16 protein-coding genes are annotated in these 17,310 nt (G+C 67.7%); 4 read left to right on the top strand and 12 right to left on the bottom strand.

Going from position 1 to position 17,310, the window contains the following annotated elements:
• The first annotated feature begins 132 nt into the window (after positions 1–132).
• From NPA30_RS01975 to NPA30_RS01960, 4 genes are all read left to right on the top strand, one after another.
• Positions 133–1,767 carry a PRC-barrel domain-containing protein gene (locus NPA30_RS01975; RefSeq protein WP_256800649.1) on the top strand — a complete coding sequence of 545 codons (1,635 nt, stop codon included), beginning with the start codon at positions 133–135 and terminating at the stop codon, positions 1,765–1,767.
• Positions 1,768–2,218: 451 nt separating this feature from the next.
• A complete protein-coding gene (locus tag NPA30_RS01970; RefSeq protein ID WP_256800648.1) occupies positions 2,219–3,286 on the top strand; it encodes an efflux RND transporter periplasmic adaptor subunit in 1,068 nt (355 codons plus the stop codon).
• On the top strand, positions 3,283–6,468 hold the full coding sequence (locus NPA30_RS01965; protein ID WP_256800647.1) for an efflux RND transporter permease subunit: 3,186 nt from the start codon (positions 3,283–3,285) through the stop codon (positions 6,466–6,468). The genes NPA30_RS01970 and NPA30_RS01965 overlap by 4 nt, the downstream gene beginning before the upstream one ends.
• Positions 6,469–6,516: 48 nt before the next feature.
• Positions 6,517–8,337 carry an ABC-F family ATP-binding cassette domain-containing protein gene (locus NPA30_RS01960; protein WP_256800646.1) on the top strand — a complete coding sequence of 607 codons (1,821 nt, stop codon included), beginning with the start codon at positions 6,517–6,519 and terminating at the stop codon, positions 8,335–8,337.
• Between the two features lie 51 nt (positions 8,338–8,388).
• Here NPA30_RS01960 and NPA30_RS01955 read toward each other — a convergent pair whose 3' ends face one another.
• The 12 genes from NPA30_RS01955 to flgK all read right to left on the bottom strand — a co-directional run bounded on the left by NPA30_RS01955 (position 8,389) and on the right by flgK (position 17,294).
• A complete protein-coding gene (locus NPA30_RS01955) occupies positions 8,389–8,847 on the bottom strand; it encodes a hypothetical protein (RefSeq protein ID WP_256800645.1) in 459 nt (152 codons plus the stop codon).
• Positions 8,844–9,197, bottom strand: a complete 354-nt coding sequence (locus tag NPA30_RS01950) for a hypothetical protein (RefSeq protein WP_256800644.1) — start codon at positions 9,195–9,197, stop codon at positions 8,844–8,846. Before NPA30_RS01950 ends, NPA30_RS01955 begins: the two co-directional genes overlap by 4 nt.
• A 19-nt stretch (positions 9,198–9,216) precedes the next feature.
• Positions 9,217–9,771, bottom strand: a complete 555-nt coding sequence (locus tag NPA30_RS01945) for a rod-binding protein (RefSeq protein ID WP_256800643.1) — start codon at positions 9,769–9,771, stop codon at positions 9,217–9,219.
• Between the two features lie 47 nt (positions 9,772–9,818).
• Positions 9,819–10,226 carry a hypothetical protein gene (locus NPA30_RS01940; protein WP_256800642.1) on the bottom strand — a complete coding sequence of 136 codons (408 nt, stop codon included), beginning with the start codon at positions 10,224–10,226 and terminating at the stop codon, positions 9,819–9,821.
• Positions 10,223–10,978, bottom strand: a complete 756-nt coding sequence (locus tag NPA30_RS01935; RefSeq protein ID WP_256800641.1) for a flagellar biosynthetic protein FliR — start codon at positions 10,976–10,978, stop codon at positions 10,223–10,225. Before NPA30_RS01935 ends, NPA30_RS01940 begins: the two co-directional genes overlap by 4 nt.
• The gene (flhA, locus tag NPA30_RS01930; protein WP_256800640.1) at positions 10,975–13,071 is read right to left on the bottom strand and encodes a flagellar biosynthesis protein FlhA; all 2,097 of its coding nucleotides are present in this window, start codon (positions 13,069–13,071) and stop codon (positions 10,975–10,977) included. The genes NPA30_RS01935 and flhA overlap by 4 nt, the downstream gene beginning before the upstream one ends.
• Positions 13,072–13,280: 209 nt before the next feature.
• The gene (fliQ, locus tag NPA30_RS01925; protein WP_256800639.1) at positions 13,281–13,547 is read right to left on the bottom strand and encodes a flagellar biosynthesis protein FliQ; all 267 of its coding nucleotides are present in this window, start codon (positions 13,545–13,547) and stop codon (positions 13,281–13,283) included.
• A gap of 5 nt (positions 13,548–13,552) precedes the next feature.
• The gene (flgD, locus tag NPA30_RS01920; protein WP_256800638.1) at positions 13,553–13,984 is read right to left on the bottom strand and encodes a flagellar hook assembly protein FlgD; all 432 of its coding nucleotides are present in this window, start codon (positions 13,982–13,984) and stop codon (positions 13,553–13,555) included.
• The gene (flbT, locus tag NPA30_RS01915) at positions 13,984–14,439 is read right to left on the bottom strand and encodes a flagellar biosynthesis repressor FlbT (protein ID WP_256800637.1); all 456 of its coding nucleotides are present in this window, start codon (positions 14,437–14,439) and stop codon (positions 13,984–13,986) included. The genes flgD and flbT overlap by 1 nt, the downstream gene beginning before the upstream one ends.
• A 2-nt stretch (positions 14,440–14,441) precedes the next feature.
• Positions 14,442–14,789, bottom strand: a complete 348-nt coding sequence (gene flaF, locus NPA30_RS01910; RefSeq protein WP_256800636.1) for a flagellar biosynthesis regulator FlaF — start codon at positions 14,787–14,789, stop codon at positions 14,442–14,444.
• A 54-nt stretch (positions 14,790–14,843) separates the two neighbouring features.
• Positions 14,844–15,857, bottom strand: a complete 1,014-nt coding sequence (locus NPA30_RS01905) for a flagellar hook-associated family protein (protein WP_256800635.1) — start codon at positions 15,855–15,857, stop codon at positions 14,844–14,846.
• Between the two features lie 6 nt (positions 15,858–15,863).
• Positions 15,864–17,294: a flagellar hook-associated protein FlgK gene (flgK, locus tag NPA30_RS01900; RefSeq protein ID WP_256800634.1), complete on the bottom strand. Its 1,431-nt coding sequence runs from the start codon at positions 17,292–17,294 to the stop codon at positions 15,864–15,866.
• Between the last annotated feature and the right edge of the window lie 16 nt (positions 17,295–17,310).

The raw sequence follows: 17,310 nt of genomic DNA, 5'->3' as shown, positions 1-17,310 counted from the left end.
CGATCGTTCGCCGGCTCGGAACCTTCCGGACCGCCGCGAATTTTACCCACCGTGTAGCCGTCGAATGCTCCGCCCGTTCATCGGAGCGTTCAGGTCGGCGTCTGTTGAACGCAATAGACAAGGAACCCCACTATGATCCGTACGCTTCTTGCCACCACCGCCGTCGCGAGCCTCATCGCCAGCGGCGCCCTGGCTCAGGACACCACGCAGCCGGCTGCGCAGACCCCTGCTGCGACCGATGCCGGGACTGCCAACGACATGGCTCCGGCCGACTCCAGCGCGATGACGCCCAGCAGCGGCAACCAGCAGGCTGCGCCGCAGGGTGATCAGCAGGCTTCTGCGATGCAGGGCGATTACCTTCAGTCGCTGTCGCAGGGCCAGTACCTGGCGACCGATCTCGAGGGCAGCACCGTCTACGCCAGCGACCAGCAGGATGCGGCCGAAGTCGGTGAGCTCACCAAGTTTCTGATCGACGGCGACGGCAAGATCGTCGCGGCGATCATCGACGCCAATGGCGACTTCCTGGGTGGCGACGACAAGACGGTCGCCGTGCCGGCCGACCAGCTCGCCTGGTCGCAGGATCCGAACGATCAGGACGAGCCCCGTGCGGTCCTGAAGGCCTCCAAGGATCAGCTGGCCCAGGCCCCGGCCTTCCAGGAGCCCGAGCAGCAGCAGGCCGCCGCGACCGGCACCGGCATGGCGCCCGCGACCGGCGATGCGACCGGCTCGGCCGGCACCGACATGGCTGCGGCACCCGCGGCTGACGCCACCGCCGGCAGCGCGGCCAACACGAGCACCGCGGCGAATACGTCGACCATGCCGTCGACCGACGCGACTCAGACGGCCCAGGCCGGCGCAGACATGGCGCAGGGCGGCTATCCGGCGACCGTCGCGGTCAACCAGTATCTCAGCGACGACCTGATCGGCACGTCGGTCTACTCCGGTCCGGGCGATGATGCCGAGAACATCGGCGACATCAGCGACCTCGTCGTCGCCTCGTCCGGCACTGTCGATGCGGCCGTGATCGGCGTCGGCGGCTTCCTCGGCATCGGCGAGAAGAGTGTTGCGGTGCCGTTCAAGGAGCTGGCCTTCAACAAGGACCAGAGCGGCGAGCTGCATCCATCGATCTCGGCGAGCTCGGATCAGCTGAAGCAGGCGCCTGAGTTCGACGCCGACGGCGACGACACCAACATGGCCGCCAACACCGCGGACACGTCGACCATGGCTCCGGCCGACACCGCGTCCAGCACGATGGCGCCCGCTCCGGCGACCACCGACACCGCGGCGACCACCCCGGCTCCGGCTTCGACCGACATGGCGGCCAACAACAACACGATGGCAACTGCGCCGGCGGCCGACACCTCGGCAACCACGGCCTCCACGGGCAGCTCTCGTCCGGAGGGCCTCACTCAGGCTCAGCCGAACCAGCTGACGGCCGAAAACCTGACAGGCACCACCGTCTATGGGCCGAACGATGAAGACATCGGCAGCATCAGCGACCTCGCGCTGTCGACTGACGGCAAGGTGGACGCGGTGATCGTCGACGTCGGCGGCTTCCTCGGCATCGGCGCCAAGCCAGTCGCGCTTGCCATGGACAACCTCAGCTTCATGCAGGACGGCAACGGCTCGCTGTATCTCTACACGCAGTTCACCCAGGATCAGCTGGAGAACGCGCCGGAGTACAACCGCGATACCTACGCCCAGAACCGCGACACCATGCGGATCCAGTCGGCTCCGGGTGCGGAGCAGCCGAAGACCGCGCAGTAACAACGGTATCCGAGTGATCGAAGGGCCCGCCATCGGCGGGCCCTTTTTCGTTGAGGCAGATCATCGATATGGGCAGACCGACGGCGCTGATCGATTGTCGACGCGGAGGTCATATTAAAGCCGCCTGACGGAGTACATCTTGCGCTTGCGATGAGAACGGGTGGACATGGCAGTCTTCAAGCAGCTTCTGGTGACGGTGGTCGTCTTGGCGGTCGCGGGTGCCGTCTGGATGAGATACGATCCTCGTCCGGGGCAATACCTCCTGACGTCCTCGCATCTGCCGGATCCTCTGCGCGCGGGCGTTGCCTGGCTCTCGGCGAGTGAAGACAGCGGCACGGCGGACAGGGCTACTCCTCCTGCATCGAACGGTCCCCGGTCATCGACAGCGGCCGTCGCAGGTGCCGCTCGCCGTGGTGGACGCGCTGCACCGCTGGTGGTCGTCGACGCGGTCGTGGCGACCGTCACGCGCAACCGGCTCAAGGCGATCGGCACGGGCGAGGCCGTCCGGTCGGTCGTGGTGCATCCCGAGGCCACCGGCATCGTTCGTGAGGTTCGCTTCAAGTCCGGCGACGAGGTCGAGGCGGGCACCGTGCTCGCGACGCTCGAGAACGACACCGAGGCGCTGGCGGTCGACCGGGCGAAGATCGCCGTGGAAGCCGCCGAGGCCAAGCTGCAGCGCTACCGCCGGCTTCAGAACGCGCGCACCGTGGCGGCGGTCGAGCTGGAGGACGTGCAGCGCGAGGTCGACAACGCCAAGCTCGACGTGCGGGGTGCCGAGCTGGCCCTCGCCAAGCGGAACATCGCGGCGCCGATCGCCGGCCGGGTCGGCATCGTCACGGTCGACACCGGCGACCTCGTCAGCAACGACACCACCATCGCCACCATTGATGACAGGTCCAGCCTGCGGGTGGTCTTCTACGTGCCGGAAGGCTTCGTGCCGGAGGTCGACATCGGCCATCCGGTGGAGGCGACCAGCGTCGCCAACCCGAGCGAGATCTACCGCGGCACGGTCACCGCCGTCGACAGCCGCCTCGACGAGGCGAGTCGAACGCTGAAGGTCGAGGCCTCGATCGAAAACCCGAGCGACACGCTGCGCCCGGGCATGTCGTTCAGCCTCAATCTCGGCTTCGAGGGCGATCGCTATCTGTCGGTCGATCCACTCTCGGTGCAATGGGAACGGGCTGGCCCGTTCGTCTGGAAGGTCGCAGGCGACGAGGGCGCCAAGGTGCCGGTGCGGATCATCGAGCGCAATGTCGACCGCGTGCTCGTGTCTGCGGACGACCTCGCGCTCGGCGATCCCGTCGTTGTCGAGGGCCAGCAGGCGATCCGACCCGGCGTGAAGCTGCGCATCGAGCCGCGGCCGAAGACGGAAGCGCCCGCGCCCGCCGGGACGACGGGCGTGCCGCAGGCCAGCCGCGAGACCCCGCGCGAGGACGGCAGCCTCGGCCGCCTGATCGGATCGGACGCGGCGGCCGCCGAACTCCCCTCCGATGCCGCTGCCGCGCCGGGCGCTCGATGAGCGGCGGCGTGTCGTCCGGCGTCACCGCCTTCACGAGCCTCTTCATCCGTCGTCCGGTCCTGACGATCGTCCTCAACCTCCTGATCGTCGTCGCCGGCCTTGCTGCATTCAACGCGGTCGAGATCCGCGAGCTGCCCAATGTCGACCGGCCGGTCATCACCGTCTCGACCGACCTCGACGGCGCCTCGCCGGAGGCGGTCGACCGGCAGCTGACGAGCCCGGTCGAAAGCGCGGTGTCGCGCGTCTCCGGCATCGCCTCCATCTCGTCGCGCTCGTCCTTCGGCGAGAGCCGCGTGACCGCAGAGTTCTCCGGCTCGACCGACCTCAACGTCGCGGCAAGCGACATGCGGGACGCGGTCGGGCGCATCGCCAACCAGCTGCCCGACGAGGCCGAGAGCCCGCGGATCGTCAAGGCCGACGCCGACGCACAGGCCGTGATGCGCCTTGCGGTCGCGGCGCCCTCGATGCCGATCGAGGCGCTGACCGAGCTCGTGAACGACCGGATCGCCGATCGCCTCGCGGCCGTGGAGGGCGTCGCCGACGTGCAGGTCTACGGCGACCGCGAGCGGCTGATCTATGTCGACGTCGATCCGGACCGTCTGGCGACCCGCGGCCTGACGCTCGCCGACGTCGCAGCCGCGCTCGACAACGTGGCGCTCGACGTGCCCGCCGGCTCGCTGACGAGCCCGTCGCAGGATCTCGTCGTGCGCGCCGACGCCAACGTGACGACGCCGGAGGGCTTCGAGGCGATCGCCCTCAACGACCGCACCCGCCTGCGGGACGTCGCGAGCGTGCGCTTCGGCCCGGACGAGGCGGCCTCGCAGCTGCGCGCCAACGGCCAGACCGGCATCGGCCTCGGCATCATCCGCCAGGCCGGATCGAGCACGCTCGACATTTCCGACGACGTGCGCGCCGCGGTCGACGAGCTCAACGCCTCGCTGCCGGAGGGCGTGACGATGCGCGTCACCAGCGACGACGCCGTCTTCATCCGCGGCTCGATCCACGAGGTCGAGCTGACGCTCGGGCTTGCCGTGCTCATCGTCGTCGCGGTGATCTACGTGTTTCTGCTGAACGTCAGGGCGACGCTGATCCCGGCCGTGACGATGCCCGTCGCGTTGATCGGCGTCATCGCCTTCGTCTATCTGGCTGGCTTCTCCATCAACATCCTGACGCTGCTGGCGCTGGTGCTCGCCACCGGGCTCGTCGTCGACGACGCGATCATCGTGCTGGAGAACATCGTGCGTCGCCGCGATCTCGGCGCCAAGCCCCAGGCGGCCGCCGTGCTCGGCACACGCGAGATGGTCTTCGCGGTCATCGCGACCACGGCGACGCTCGCCGCCGTCTTCGTGCCGATCTCGTTCATGCCCGGCACGGCCGGCGGCCTCTTCCGCGAGTTCGGTTTCGTGCTGGCGATGGCGGTCGGCATCTCCTCCTTCATCGCGCTGACGCTGTGCCCGATGATGGCGGCCGCGCTCCTGAAGGAGCGCGAGGCGATGCGCCGGCCGGGCATCGTCGAGCGCGGGCTGCACCGGATCGGCGGCGCCCTCGCCGGCCTCTATGCACGGCTGCTCCGGCTCTGCCTCGCCTTTCCGCTGCTCGTCGTCGTCGGCTGCGGCATCTTCGCCTTCTCCGCCTGGATCGCCTTCCAGTCGCTGCCGCAGGAGCTGACACCGAGCGAGGATCGCGGCGTCATCCTGCTGCGCATCAGTGCGCCGCAGAGCGCCAGCCTCGACTACACCAGCGCCCAGGTGCGCCGGGTCGAGGACATCCTCCTGCCCTATGTGGACAGCGGCGAGGCGCAGAGCACCTTCGCCATCGTCGGACGCGGCGACGCCAACTCGGCCTTCATGGTGATGTCGCTCGCCGACTGGTCGCAGCGCGAGCGGAGCCAGCAGGAGATCGCCGCCGAGATCAACGGCAAGCTCGCCGACGTGCCGGGCGTGCGCGCCTTTGCCATCCAGCCGAACTCGCTCGGCATCCGCGGCGGCGGCCAGGGCCTGCAGTGGGCGATCGCCGGCACCAACTACGACCGCCTGTCGGATGCAGCGCAGAAGCTGAAGGATGCCATGCAGGCCGACGGGCGCTGGGGCCGCGTGGAGCTCTCCTACGACACCACGCAGCCGCAGCTCTCGATCGTCATCGACCGCACCCGGGCCTCCGATCTCGGAATCGACATCGACGGACTGGCGACCGCCATGCAGGCGCTGCTCGACGGGCGGCAGATCGGCACGACCTACATCGACGACGAGTCGCTGCCGATCCGCCTCGTCTCGACCAGCGACCCCGTCAACGATCCTGGCGACCTCGCCAACATCTTCCTCAAGACCCGCGACGGCCGCTTCGTGCCGATGTCGACGGTCGCGACCACCCAGGAGCGGGCGATCGCGCCCTCGCTGTCGCGGGAGAACCAGTCGCGCGCCGTCTCGCTCTCGGCCGACCTGCCCGAGGGCTACGCGATCGCGCAGGGCTGGGCCGACCTCCAGAGCTTCGCGCGCACCGTGCTGCCGCCGGGCATGCGCCTCGTCCCGCTCGCCGAGGCGGCGACGCTGAACGAGACGTCGAACGGCCTCGCCGTCACCTTCGGCTTTGCCATCATCGTCATCCTCCTGGTGCTCGCCGCGCAGTTCGAGAGCTTCGTCTCGGCCTTCATCATCATCGTGACGGTGCCGCTCGGCCTCGCCTGCGCGGTCTTCGCGTTGCAGATCTTCGGCCTCAGCCTCAACCTCTACAGCCAGATCGGCCTCGTGCTCCTCGTCGGCATCATGGCCAAGAACGGCATCCTCGTCGTCGAATTCGCCAACCAGCTCCGCGACGGCGGTCTCGGCGTGCGCGAGGCGGTGGAGCAGGCCGCAGTGCTGCGGCTTCGCCCGGTGATGATGACGATGATCGCCACCATCGTCGGCGGCTACCCGCTGACCATCTCGGAGGGCGCCGGCGCGGAAGCGCGCCAGGCGCTCGGCTATGTCATCGTCGGGGGCCTCGGCCTGTCGACGCTCGTCACCCTGTTCGTGACGCCCGTCGCCTACCTGGCGCTCGCCCGCTTCTCCAAGCCGCAGGCCGAGAAGCACGCGCGGCTCGAGCGCGAGCTCGCCGAGGCCGAACGCGTCGGGGCGGCGCTCGACGGCGAGACCGCCACGGCGACGCCGGATCGCAACGATCCCCCGCCGCTTCCGGCGCAGTAGCCGCCGGGGGCCCTCCCGCTGCCGCGGCTTTGCCGCTACAAGCCGCGCATGGCTCTCCCTCCCCTTCTGCGCCTCGACGGCGTCAAGCTCACCTTCGGCGGCACGCCGCTCCTGACCGGCGTCGAGCTCGGCGTCCTGCCCGGCGACCGCATCGCCCTCGTCGGCCGCAACGGCTCGGGCAAGTCGACGCTGCTCAAGATCGCCGCCGGCCTCGTCGAGCCGGACGGCGGCGAAGTCTTTCGCCAGCCGCAGGCGACCATCCGCTATCTGCCGCAGGAGCCCGACTTCGGCGATCACGAGACCGTCGGTGCCTACGTGGCGGCTGGGCTCGGCCCGGCCGACGACGCCTATCGCGTCCAGCTCTGCATCGATGCGCTGGGCCTGACCGAAGACGCCCGCACCGCCGACCTGTCCGGCGGCGAGGCCCGGCGGGCGGCGCTGGCCCGCGTGCTGGCACCGGAGCCGGACATCATCCTCCTCGACGAGCCGACCAACCATCTCGACCTGCCGACGATCGAATGGCTGGAAGAGGAGCTGCGGGGCCTCAAGAGCGCGATCGTCGTCATCAGCCACGACCGACGCTTCCTCGAGCAGGTCACCGGCGCGACGGTCTGGCTCGACCGCGGCACCGCCCGCCGCCTGAACGAGGGCTTCGGCGGCTTCGAGGCGTGGCGGGACAAGCTGCTGGAGGAAGAGGAGCGCGACTTCCAGAAGCTCGGGCGCAAGATCGCACGCGAGGAGCACTGGCTGCGCTACGGCGTCTCGGCCCGGCGCACCCGCAACCAGCGCCGCCTCGGCGAACTCCACGCCCTGCGCGCCGAGCGCAGGAACACCCGCCGCGCCGTCGGCACGGTGGAGATGGCGGCCGGCGAGACGCGCGAGAGCGGCAAGCTGGTCATCGAAGCCGAGCGGATCGCCAAGCGCTACGGCGACCGGGTTCTGGTCGAGGACTTCTCCACCCGCATCCTGCGCGGCGACCGGATCGGCCTCGTCGGGCCGAACGGCGCCGGCAAGACGACCCTCCTGAAGATGCTGATCGGCGAACTCGCTCCCGACGCGGGCCGCGTGCGCCTCGGCACCAATCTCGACCTTGCCTTCCTCGACCAGAAGCGCGCCGCGCTGAACGACGCGCTCTCGGTGTCGGACGCGCTCACCGACGGGCGCGGCGACCAGGTGACGGTCAACGGCGAGGCGCGCCATGTCGCCGGCTATCTCAAGGACTTCCTGTTCCAGCCCGAGCAGATCCGCACCCCGGTCGGCAACCTGTCGGGCGGCGAGCGGGCCCGCCTGCTGCTCGCCAAGGTGCTGGCGAGTCCGGCCAACCTCCTCGTCCTCGACGAGCCGACCAACGACCTCGACATCGAGACGCTGGACCTCCTCCAGGAGTTGGTCGCGAACTACCCCGGCACCGTGCTCCTCGTCAGCCATGACCGCGACTTCCTCGACCGCACCGTGACGAGCACCGTCACGCCGGGCGAGGCCGGTCGCTGGATCGAATATGCCGGCGGCTATTCCGACATGCTGGCGCAGCGGCGCGCGGAGGCGAAGGCCGCGCCGCGACCGGTCAAGCTGTCGCCCGCCGCCGAGACCGGCGCGAAAGTGACGACGGCGGCTCCGGCGTCCTCGGGCAGCGGCAAGCTCTCCTACAAGCAGAAGTTCGCGCTGGAGACGCTGCCGAAGCGGATCGCCGAGCTTGAAGGCGCCGTCGCGGCTCTGGAAGGCGAACTTGCCGATCCGCAGCTCTTCAGCCGCAAGCCCGATCGCTTCGCCAAGGCGAGCGCCGAGCTGGACGCCCAGCGAAGCGCTCTTGCTGCGGCCGAGGACGAATGGCTGGAGCTCGAAATGCTGAAGGCCGAGATCGAGGGGTGATGCCCCGATCCCGGCCTTCGGTCCTGTCGTAGCGGCGCGGTGCCGGGCGTCTCAGCCGTGCTGGACCTTGTCCTTCTCGATGTAGTCGAACTGCTCGATCAGGACGTCCTCGACGATGTCCTTCTTGTAGCGCGCGTTCACCGCCTTCTTGATGTCCTCGGTCAGCTTGGCGACGTCGTAGCGCTCCGGCCGGTCGAAATCGAAGCCCTTGGCCGAGTAGATCACCCGGTAGGCCTCGTCGAGCATGAACGGATCGGGCGGCACCGCGAGGCCTGCGACCGTCTTGCCGTCGATCGTGTAGACAAAGCGCGCGAGGATATAGCCGCGGATCTTGTCCTCGTAGATCACCGGCACGGTGATCGGATCGGTCTTCCGGTAATCGAGGCCCTCGAAATAGCTCGGCTCCTGCTTCTCGGTCGGCGTCGACTTGCTCGCGAACAGCGCCATGCCGTAGCTCGAGCCGAGCGAGACGACGCAGACCCAGACCCCGATGGCGATGATCTTGATCATGCGCCGCGCCGCACGCCCTGGATGCCGTCACCATAGGTGCCGTCCGACTCGGCGGCCTCGATGGCGCGGGCGATGAGGTTGGCGATCTCTTCGCTCGCCCCGACATGCAGGCGAAGCGCGGACTGGTTCTCCTCGATGCGAAGCCGCAGGCTGCCGAGCCGGCCGCGCAGCTCCGGACCGATGACGTCCGGCTTGAGGTTGCGGGAGATGCGCGAGAGCTCGAGCAGGCTCTGGTTCTTGCGACCGGTGGTGTCGGCGAGGCCGCTGAGCGAGCCCGACTTCAACGCGGCGGTCTCCTGCACCAGCACCGCTTCCAGCCTTCCGATCGCCTGCATCAGAACGGGTTCCACGATCATCTCCTGTCTAAGATTACAGCTTGACGCGGCTGGTGAGAGCGGCCGCGTCGGCCTCGCCCGCGGCGAGCGCCTTGCGCGCATCGGCCGCTCCGGACGTCGCCGCGTCATGCCCCTTCGTGCCGGGTAGTTCGGCGCGCGACTTTTCCAGCATGTCGGCGATGCCGATGCCGCCGGAGCGCGCGAGTTCGTCACCCATCTGCTCGGCCAGCATCGAACGCCAGATGTTGCCGGCGGTGCCGGTGCCGAAGAAGCTGGACGTCTCGGAGGACGGCAGCATGTCCTCGATGAAGGTGCGCAGAACGAAGCCCTCGAACTTCTGGTAGGGCGAAACCGTCCGGCTCTCGTGCTTGACCACCTGCAGCGACTGGCCGAGCGGCAGCGCGGCGGCGTCGGTGCCGCCCTGCGCGTCCGCGCCCTGGCTCTTCAGCGTCGCCTCGAAGCCGGTCGAGGCAGCCTTCGCCGCGTTCGGCGCCATCAGCTTCAGCGTCGAGGACAGCCGTTCGGCAGCGTCCGGGCCAGCGGCCTTCAACGCTTCGATCGCGAAATTTGCAGGCGGGCTGCTCGCCATGGGCACGGGCCTCGTTCAGTGTTGGTAAAGGTCTTAGCCGGACCGACTTATTCGAAGCTTGCGTCGGTGGTCTGCAGATAGCTCTCGAGCGCTGATTCGAGGCTCACGCGGCTTCCGTGAGCGTCCTGGCTGCGGGCGGCGTCGTGACGTGCCCTCTCGACCTGCTTCTCCTTGCGCCGCTCGGCGTCGAGGCGATTCGAGGCGTCCGTCTGAGCGACGCGGTTGCGCTGCTTCTCGACGTCGTTGCGCTTCAGGCTCTTGACCTTGGCGTCGAGGAACAGGCCCTGCAGCCCGGACTGGTCGCCGAGGCTGGCGATGATCGCCTCCTCCCGGGTCTGCAGTTCCGCCCCCTCCTGGCGCAGATGCGCGAGCCGCCACTCCTGCAGCGCGCGCTTCTGCTGCTGCACCTTCAGGAGTCGTTCGAGGCGCCCGAGGCGCTTGGGGTCGTGCGTCATCCGTTCGCCACCCAGCGCGAGAAGTCCTGCATGAACAGGGTGAGGAAGTCGCCGATCGTGTAGGTGAAGATGAACAGGCCGCCTGCGAGCACGAAGGGCAGCGAGATGAAGTAGATCGGGATCTGGGGCGTCAGCTTGTTGGCGAGGCCGATCGCGAAGTTGACGATGACCGCGTAGAGCACGAAGGGGCTCGAGATGCGAAGGCAGAGAAGGAAGGCCTCGTCGAGGTTGTCGGTCATGGCGACGAGGCTCGGGCGGACCGAGAAGCCGGCCAGCGGGGGCATGGCCGAGTAGGAGGCGACGAGCGCGCGGGCGATCTCGGCGTGCAGGTTGAGGATGAAGATCAGCGTCGTCGCCGTCATGGTGACGAGTGTCACCAGCGCCGGCGCGGGATCGGAATCCTCCATCGGCGTGCCGATCAGCTGGCCCATGCCGATCGCCTGGGCGATGACATGGCCGGCGAACTGCAGCGCAATCATGAAGATCCGGCCGAGCAGGCCGATGAAGAGCCCGTTCAGCACCTCGGTCAGGATCAGCGACAGCTTGGTCGCGTCGTCCGCCGTGCGCACCAGCGGCAGCAGGATCTCGAGCAGTGCCGGCGACAGAGCCAGCGAGATGGCGAAGGCCAGGAACAGGCGGACCTGCAGCGGAATGCGCGCCGAGGACAGGCCGGGCAGCAGCATCAGGCACGAGCCCACCCGGCAGAAGATCAGGAAGACGCCCAGAACCTGGTCGGACATCTCCGGGGTCATGATATCGATCCGAGCGCCTTGATCTCGACGCCGCGCGCGATCTCCAGGTGCGAGAGCACCGGCAGGTTGACGAAGATGCGCTCGATCATCATGCGGACATACGGGCGGGCTTCCGGCGCCGCGACGAGGACGAAGGTCTCGCCCTGATCCATCTTGGAGCGGATCACCCTGCTCGCGTCGGCTGCGAACTCCTCGACGAGGCGTGGGTCGATGTCGAACTCCACGACGTCGCCCTTGGCGTCGCGCTTCAACGACTGGTGGAAGGCGAGATCCCAGCGGTTGCCGAGGCGCAGCACGCTGAGCGCGCCGTTCTGCAGAAGGTCGCCGCAGATCTGCTGCGCCATGCGCATGCGCACGTGCTCCACGATCGGCTCGGACCGGCGCACATGCGGCGCAATTTCCGCGATCGCCTCCAGGATCAGGTTCAGGTTGCGGATCGACACGCGCTCGGCGAGCAGCAGCTTCAGCACCGCCTGCAGCCCGGAGTAGGACATGTGGGTCGGGATGACCTCCTCGATCAGCCGCTTGTATTCGGCGTCGAGGCGATCGATCAGCGAGCGCATGTCCTTGTAGGACAGGAGCTGCGCGAGGTTGTTGCGAATCACTTCCGACAGGTGGGTCAGGAGGATCGACAGGGTGTCCACCGGCTCAAAGCCGGAGCGGCGGACCTCGGAGGCGAAGCTCTGCGAAACCCAGGCCGAACGCAGGCCGAAGGCCGGCTCCTTGGTGAGCTCGTGCGGGACGTCCGGCGCCTTGGCTTCGCCGAGCACGACCAGCAGGTCGCCGAGGCGAAGCTGCTGCGAGGCCACCATCGTGCCGTGGATCTTGATCTCGTAGGACTTGGTGTCGATGGCGAGGTCGTCCGACAGCTTGATCTCCGGCACCACGAAGCCGTAGCGGGCGGCAAAGCGGCGGCGCATCTTCTGGACGCGGTGGGCGAGTTCGTCGCGCTGCATCATCAGGTGCGCCGACATCTGCTTGCCGAGCACCAGCTCGATCTCCACGATGCGCAGCGACTCCTTCACCGAGACGCGCTCGGCCTCCTTGGTCTTCTCCTCCTCGGCGGCCTGCTTGATCTCGCGCTGGCGCTCCGCCTCGGCCCGCTGGCGCGGCACCGTGTAGGCGACGAAGGAAAACAGGATCGCCAGCATCACGAAGGGCAGCATCGGCAGCCCCGGCAGCAGCGACAGGATCGCCATCAGCGCCGCGGCGACCCAGAGGGCGCGCGGGAAGCTGCCGAGCTGGCCCATGACGGCCGACTGGGCGGCACCGCGCGTGCCGCCCTTGGAGACGAGGAGGCCGGCGGCCAGCGAGACGATCAGCGCCGGGATCTGCGTGACGAGACCGTCGCCGACCGAGAGCTTGACGAACACGTCGGCGGCCTTGGACGGGTCCATGCCGTGCCGGGTGATGCCGATGATGATGCCGCCGAAGATGTTGACGGCGGTGATGATCAGGCCGGCGATCGCGTCGCCGCGGACGAACTTCGACGCACCGTCCATCGAGCCGAAGAAGGAGCTCTCCTCCTCCAGCTCGGCGCGGCGGGCCTGAGCCTGGCGCTCGTCGATGAGGCCGGCCGACAGGTCGGCGTCGATCGCCATCTGCTTGCCCGGGATGGCATCGAGGGTGAAGCGGGCGCCGACCTCGGCGATACGCGTCGCACCCTTGGTGATGACGAGGAAGTTGACGGTGATGAGGATGACGAAGACGACGAGGCCGATGACGAAGTCGCCACCCATCACGAACTGCGAGAAGCCGCCGATCACGTGGCCCGCCGCGTTGTGCCCCTCGTTGCCGTTCGCAAGGATGACGCGGGTCGTGGCGATGTTCAGCGACAGGCGCAGCATGGTCGCCAGCAGCAGCACCGTCGGAAAGGCCGAGAACTGCAGCGGCTTCTCGATCCAGAGCGAGACCATCAGGATCAGCACGGACAGCGAGATCGACAGCGCGAGGCCCATGTCGATCAGGAAGGACGGGATCGGGACGAAGAGGACGCAGAGAATGCCCACCACCGCGACGGCGAACCCGATGTCGCGGCTGCTCCGTGCGGCGGGTGCCGTGGGCGGAGCGAGCTTCAGCGTGTCGACGGTCATTCGGCATCTCCCGGGACGTCATGTCCGTTGGCCGGTCGCCGCCCTCCCCGCTTGCCGCTTCGCCCATGGCGACGCGGCCGGACGGCGGGACCGTTCCTGCGCTTGATCGCAGGCGAAGATTGCGCCTGGCTTTCGCCTCGAACGCGAACGGCCGGAACGCTTGCGCGTCCCGGCCGCCGATCGGTGCCGCGTGGCGACCCGTATGGGGATCAGAAGCCCTTCTCGATGCGGGCGTAGGATTCCTGGGTGAAGGCCCAGACCTGCGCGCCGGTGAAGGACGCGGTGAGGCCGATGACCACGAAGATCGCGAGGATCTTGGGGACGAAGGTCAGCGTGACCTCCTGGATCTGCGTCAGCGCCTGGAACAGCGCGATCAGGATACCGACCAGCATGGCGGCGCCGACAGCCGGACCGCTGGCGGCGACGATCGTCCAGATCGCCTTCTGGACGATGTCGATGGCATCAGCCTGGTTCATCTCGGTCAGCTCGCGGTGGTCGGGTAGGCGATCTCGACGCCGCTGTCGAGAACGAGCGTCTTGCCGTTGTTGAGGATGGCCGTCGCGCCGTCGCTGGTGATCTTCACCGCCGTCACCGTGCCGGTGACGCTGCCGTCGCCGGAGGTCGCGGTCAGGCCGATCACCGAGCCGGCCTGCGTCAACGCCGAGACGTTGAGGAGCGAATCGAGCTTGGTGTTGGTCTTGATCGCCTGCTCGACGTTCGAGAAGGTCGCGAACTGCGACATGTACTCCGAGGAGTCCATGGGGTTCAGCGGATCCTGATACTTCATCTGCGCGACGAGCAGGTTCAGGAAGGCGTCGTAGTCGAGCGAGGCGCTGGCCGCGTCGGACTTCGTCGCTGATGTGGGATTGGTGTTCGTGGTCGGCGTGCTGCCGTTGACGGAATCGACGGACATCAGCGTGCTCCTTGCGCTGCGATGCGTGGCGTTTCGAGTTCGATCGCCGTCTCGTGCCGATCGGGCACGCTGCCCATGATGGCGTCCTCGAGCGGGATCAGGCTGCGAAGGCGCTTGAGGGCGTCGAAGGGCCGGTTGCGGCCCACCATGTCGTCGATGTCCTCAAGGCCCGCGAGGATCTCGGGGGTCTTGAACGAGCCGAGGAGAAGCTCCCTGGAGCGTGCGAACATCTCCTTGGCCACCGCCGCATTGGCGGGGTCGATCAGGATCATCTGCACGATGAAGTAGAGCTGGCGCAGCGGCGTCTTGGCTTCGGAGGCCTGCAGGACGTGGCCCTCCAGCAGGAAGGCGACGTCGTTCAGGAACTCGATCGACGTCTTTCGGTCGACGCGCATCACCGCCCCGTTGACGAAGATCCGTTCGCCGGCTCGCAGCGATATGCGAAGCGTGGACATGGTCAGTTCAACCCGTCGCGGACGGCCGTGCAGATGTCGATGACGGCGCGCCAGTTGCTCGATTTGCCGATCCGGATGGCTTCCACTTCCTTCAGCGTCCACACCCCGATCGAGATGAGATCGGCGCGCAGCTTCTCCGGCAGACTGTTCTCCGTGTTCCCGAGGTCGTCGATGAAGAAGGTCCACAGCTGACGGGTCAGGTGGACCGCCTCGATGGTGTCGCGCGAGCGGGGACCGCTCCGCTCGGCCCGCTGCATCAGCTCGATGCAGCGGTCGAGAGCCTGCCGTTCACGCTCGCGGGCGTCGAGGCAGTTGTCGTGCAGTACTTCCGAGTAGGAGAATTGATACATATTGTTTTTTCATCCGAGCGTCTGGGCGGAAGGCGACGGGTGTCGGCGGAAAGATCAGAGATAGTTGAGGAGACTGAGATCCTTGAGCTGCGAGGTCATCGAATACGCGGCTTCGAGCTGCGTGGTCAGCATGGTCACACGTGTCGAAGCCTCGTAGGGATCGACGTCTTCGAGGCTCGAGATCGACGCCTTGATCACCGTCTGCTTGCTTTGCAGACGAGTGTTCGCCGAATCGACCCGGTCCTGTCGCAGACCAATATCGGTCTGCAGGCTTGTGACAGCCTGTTGTCCCGCATTGAGCTCGTTGATCGCCGTCTTGTAGAGCGTCGACCGCTCGTCGGTGCTCAGCGTCGTGTCGGTCGCCAGCGTGCTCAGCATCGAATAGGCGCGTGCGAGGCGCTGGAAGCCGTCGCTGTTGGCGCTCGAGGACACGGTGATGGTCTCGCTCGGCGTGATGCGGTTCTCGACCGTGGCGTCGTTGGCCGACGAGACGTTGCCGCGCCAGACCGTGTCGAAGTTGGCCGCCAGGATCGCCTGGAAGTCGTCGTTGGCCGGGTCGGCGTCCAGCTTGTTGGCACGCCAGGTGTCGAGGGCGTCCGTCGCGTTGTCCGCCAGCGCCGTCTTCGCCGCCGCCGAGGTGTCGATGGGCGAGGTGTCGGTGTTCGTGCCGGAGAACAGCGCGATGCCGTTGACGGTGGTGTTGAGCGCCCCGCTCATCTGCTCCAGCGCCGCCTTCGCCTGGGTGGCGATGGTGTCCGCGGTGGTCTTGTCGCCGCCGGCCTGGATCAGCGCGTTCACCAGGTCCTGCGCCGAGGAGGACAGCGTGCCGAGCACGTCCTGCATCGAGCTGAGCCGCTGCGTGACGAGCGTGTTGGAGGTCAGCTGCGCCTTGATGCTAGTGCTCTCGGCATAGAGCGTGACCGAATGGCCGGTGGTGGCGCCGAGGGTCGTGCCGACATCGGCGTAGCGGCCGCTCGACACCTCGACCTCGGCCTTGCGAAGCTGCTCCTGCGCCCGAAGGATGGTCGAGCGCTGAGCCGAGATCAGCGAAAGGGAGGAGATGGACATCGCGCGTTACCTCACCGAGTTGAGCAGGTTGTCGAGCATCTCGCCGACCGTGCTCATGAGCTTGGCGGACGCCTGGTAGGAGTGTTCGAGTTCGAGGAGCTTGGTCAGTTCCTCATCGAGATTGATGCCTGTCGCGTCCGAGAGCGCTTCCTGCGTGCGCGTCAGGACGGTGGACTGATAATCCGCCTGGTCGCTGGCGTTCGAGCGCTGGGCCTGGAGCCAGCCGACGGACGAAGCGGCAAAGTTGGACAGTGAGGCCGAGGTCTCGATGCCGGCGGCGCCGTCATAGGTGCGCGTCTGGCCGAGCGCGTCGAGGATCGAGTTGATGCGGTCCGCAAAGCCTGCGGCATTGTCGGTGTTGTACTGACCGTTGACGCCGTCACGCAGCGGCGTCGGATTGCTGAACAGGCTCTGGGGCACCATGATGCGCCCGGCGAGCCCGGTGACGCTGTAGTTGGCGGCCGTCTCGCCGGCGAGATTGGAGGCAAACAGGCCGCTGATCGTGTTGCCGGAGGCGTCGACCTCGCTGGTCGCATCGATCAGCCCGGCGGCGATCTGGTCGATCTGGCTCTGGTACGTGGTGGCGATGTCGTCGCGCACCTGCATCAGGCCGAAGATCGAGCCGCTCTGGATGGGCATCGTCGCCTGCGCGCCTGTCACCTGGACGCCGTCGATGGTCACCGCGTTGCCGTCCTGGCCGGGCACGAGCGGGGCCGTCTTGGTGAAGCTGACACCGCGCGGCACCGTCTCGAACAGCGTCACGCCGCTGTCGGTGTAGAGCACCGCGTCGTTGTTCCCGCGCGTCTTCATCGACACGCCGACATACTGCGACAGCTGGGAGGCGACCTGATCGCGCTGGTCGACATAGTCGGTCACGTCGAGCCCGGCGGTGGTGCCGTTCACCACCTTGTCGTTGAGGCTCTTGAACTGGGCGAGCAGCGAATTCATCTGGTCGACGGCATTGGAGATGCCGGTGTCCGCGTCCTGTCGCACGGTCTGGACGACCGCCGACGCCTCGTTCAGGCTGGTGCTGAGGTTCTGCGCCGCCTGCACGGCCGCGCGGGCCAGATCGCTGCTGCCCGGGCTGACGGCATAGGCCGTCAGCGCGTCCTTGAGGGAGCCGAGCCTGGCCGCCGGCGAGGCCTCGTCCGCGGTGTCCCCGACGGTCTGCTGCAACTGCGTCAGGGCGTCGTTGATGGACGTCCAGGCGTTCGAGGCCGACGTGGCGTTCAGCTGGTTGCGGAACAGGGCCTGGTTCTGCGAACGGGCAACCGAGTTGACCTGGACGCCACCATAGGCCGTCGAGGTGACCTGCGCGTACTTGCGTGTGGTCCCCGGCGTGTTGACGTTCTGGACGTTGCGCGAAACGATGGCCGTCTGCGCCGCACTGGCCGCAAGGGACGACTTCGCGCTGTCGAGAGCGGAAGTGAGCGACATGTTGAACCCCTATTGC

The organism is Mangrovibrevibacter kandeliae (assembly GCF_024519155.1).
Taxonomy (GTDB): domain Bacteria; phylum Pseudomonadota; class Alphaproteobacteria; order Rhizobiales; family Rhizobiaceae; genus Mangrovibrevibacter; species Mangrovibrevibacter kandeliae.
This window is presented reverse-complemented; position numbering and strand designations above follow the sequence as displayed.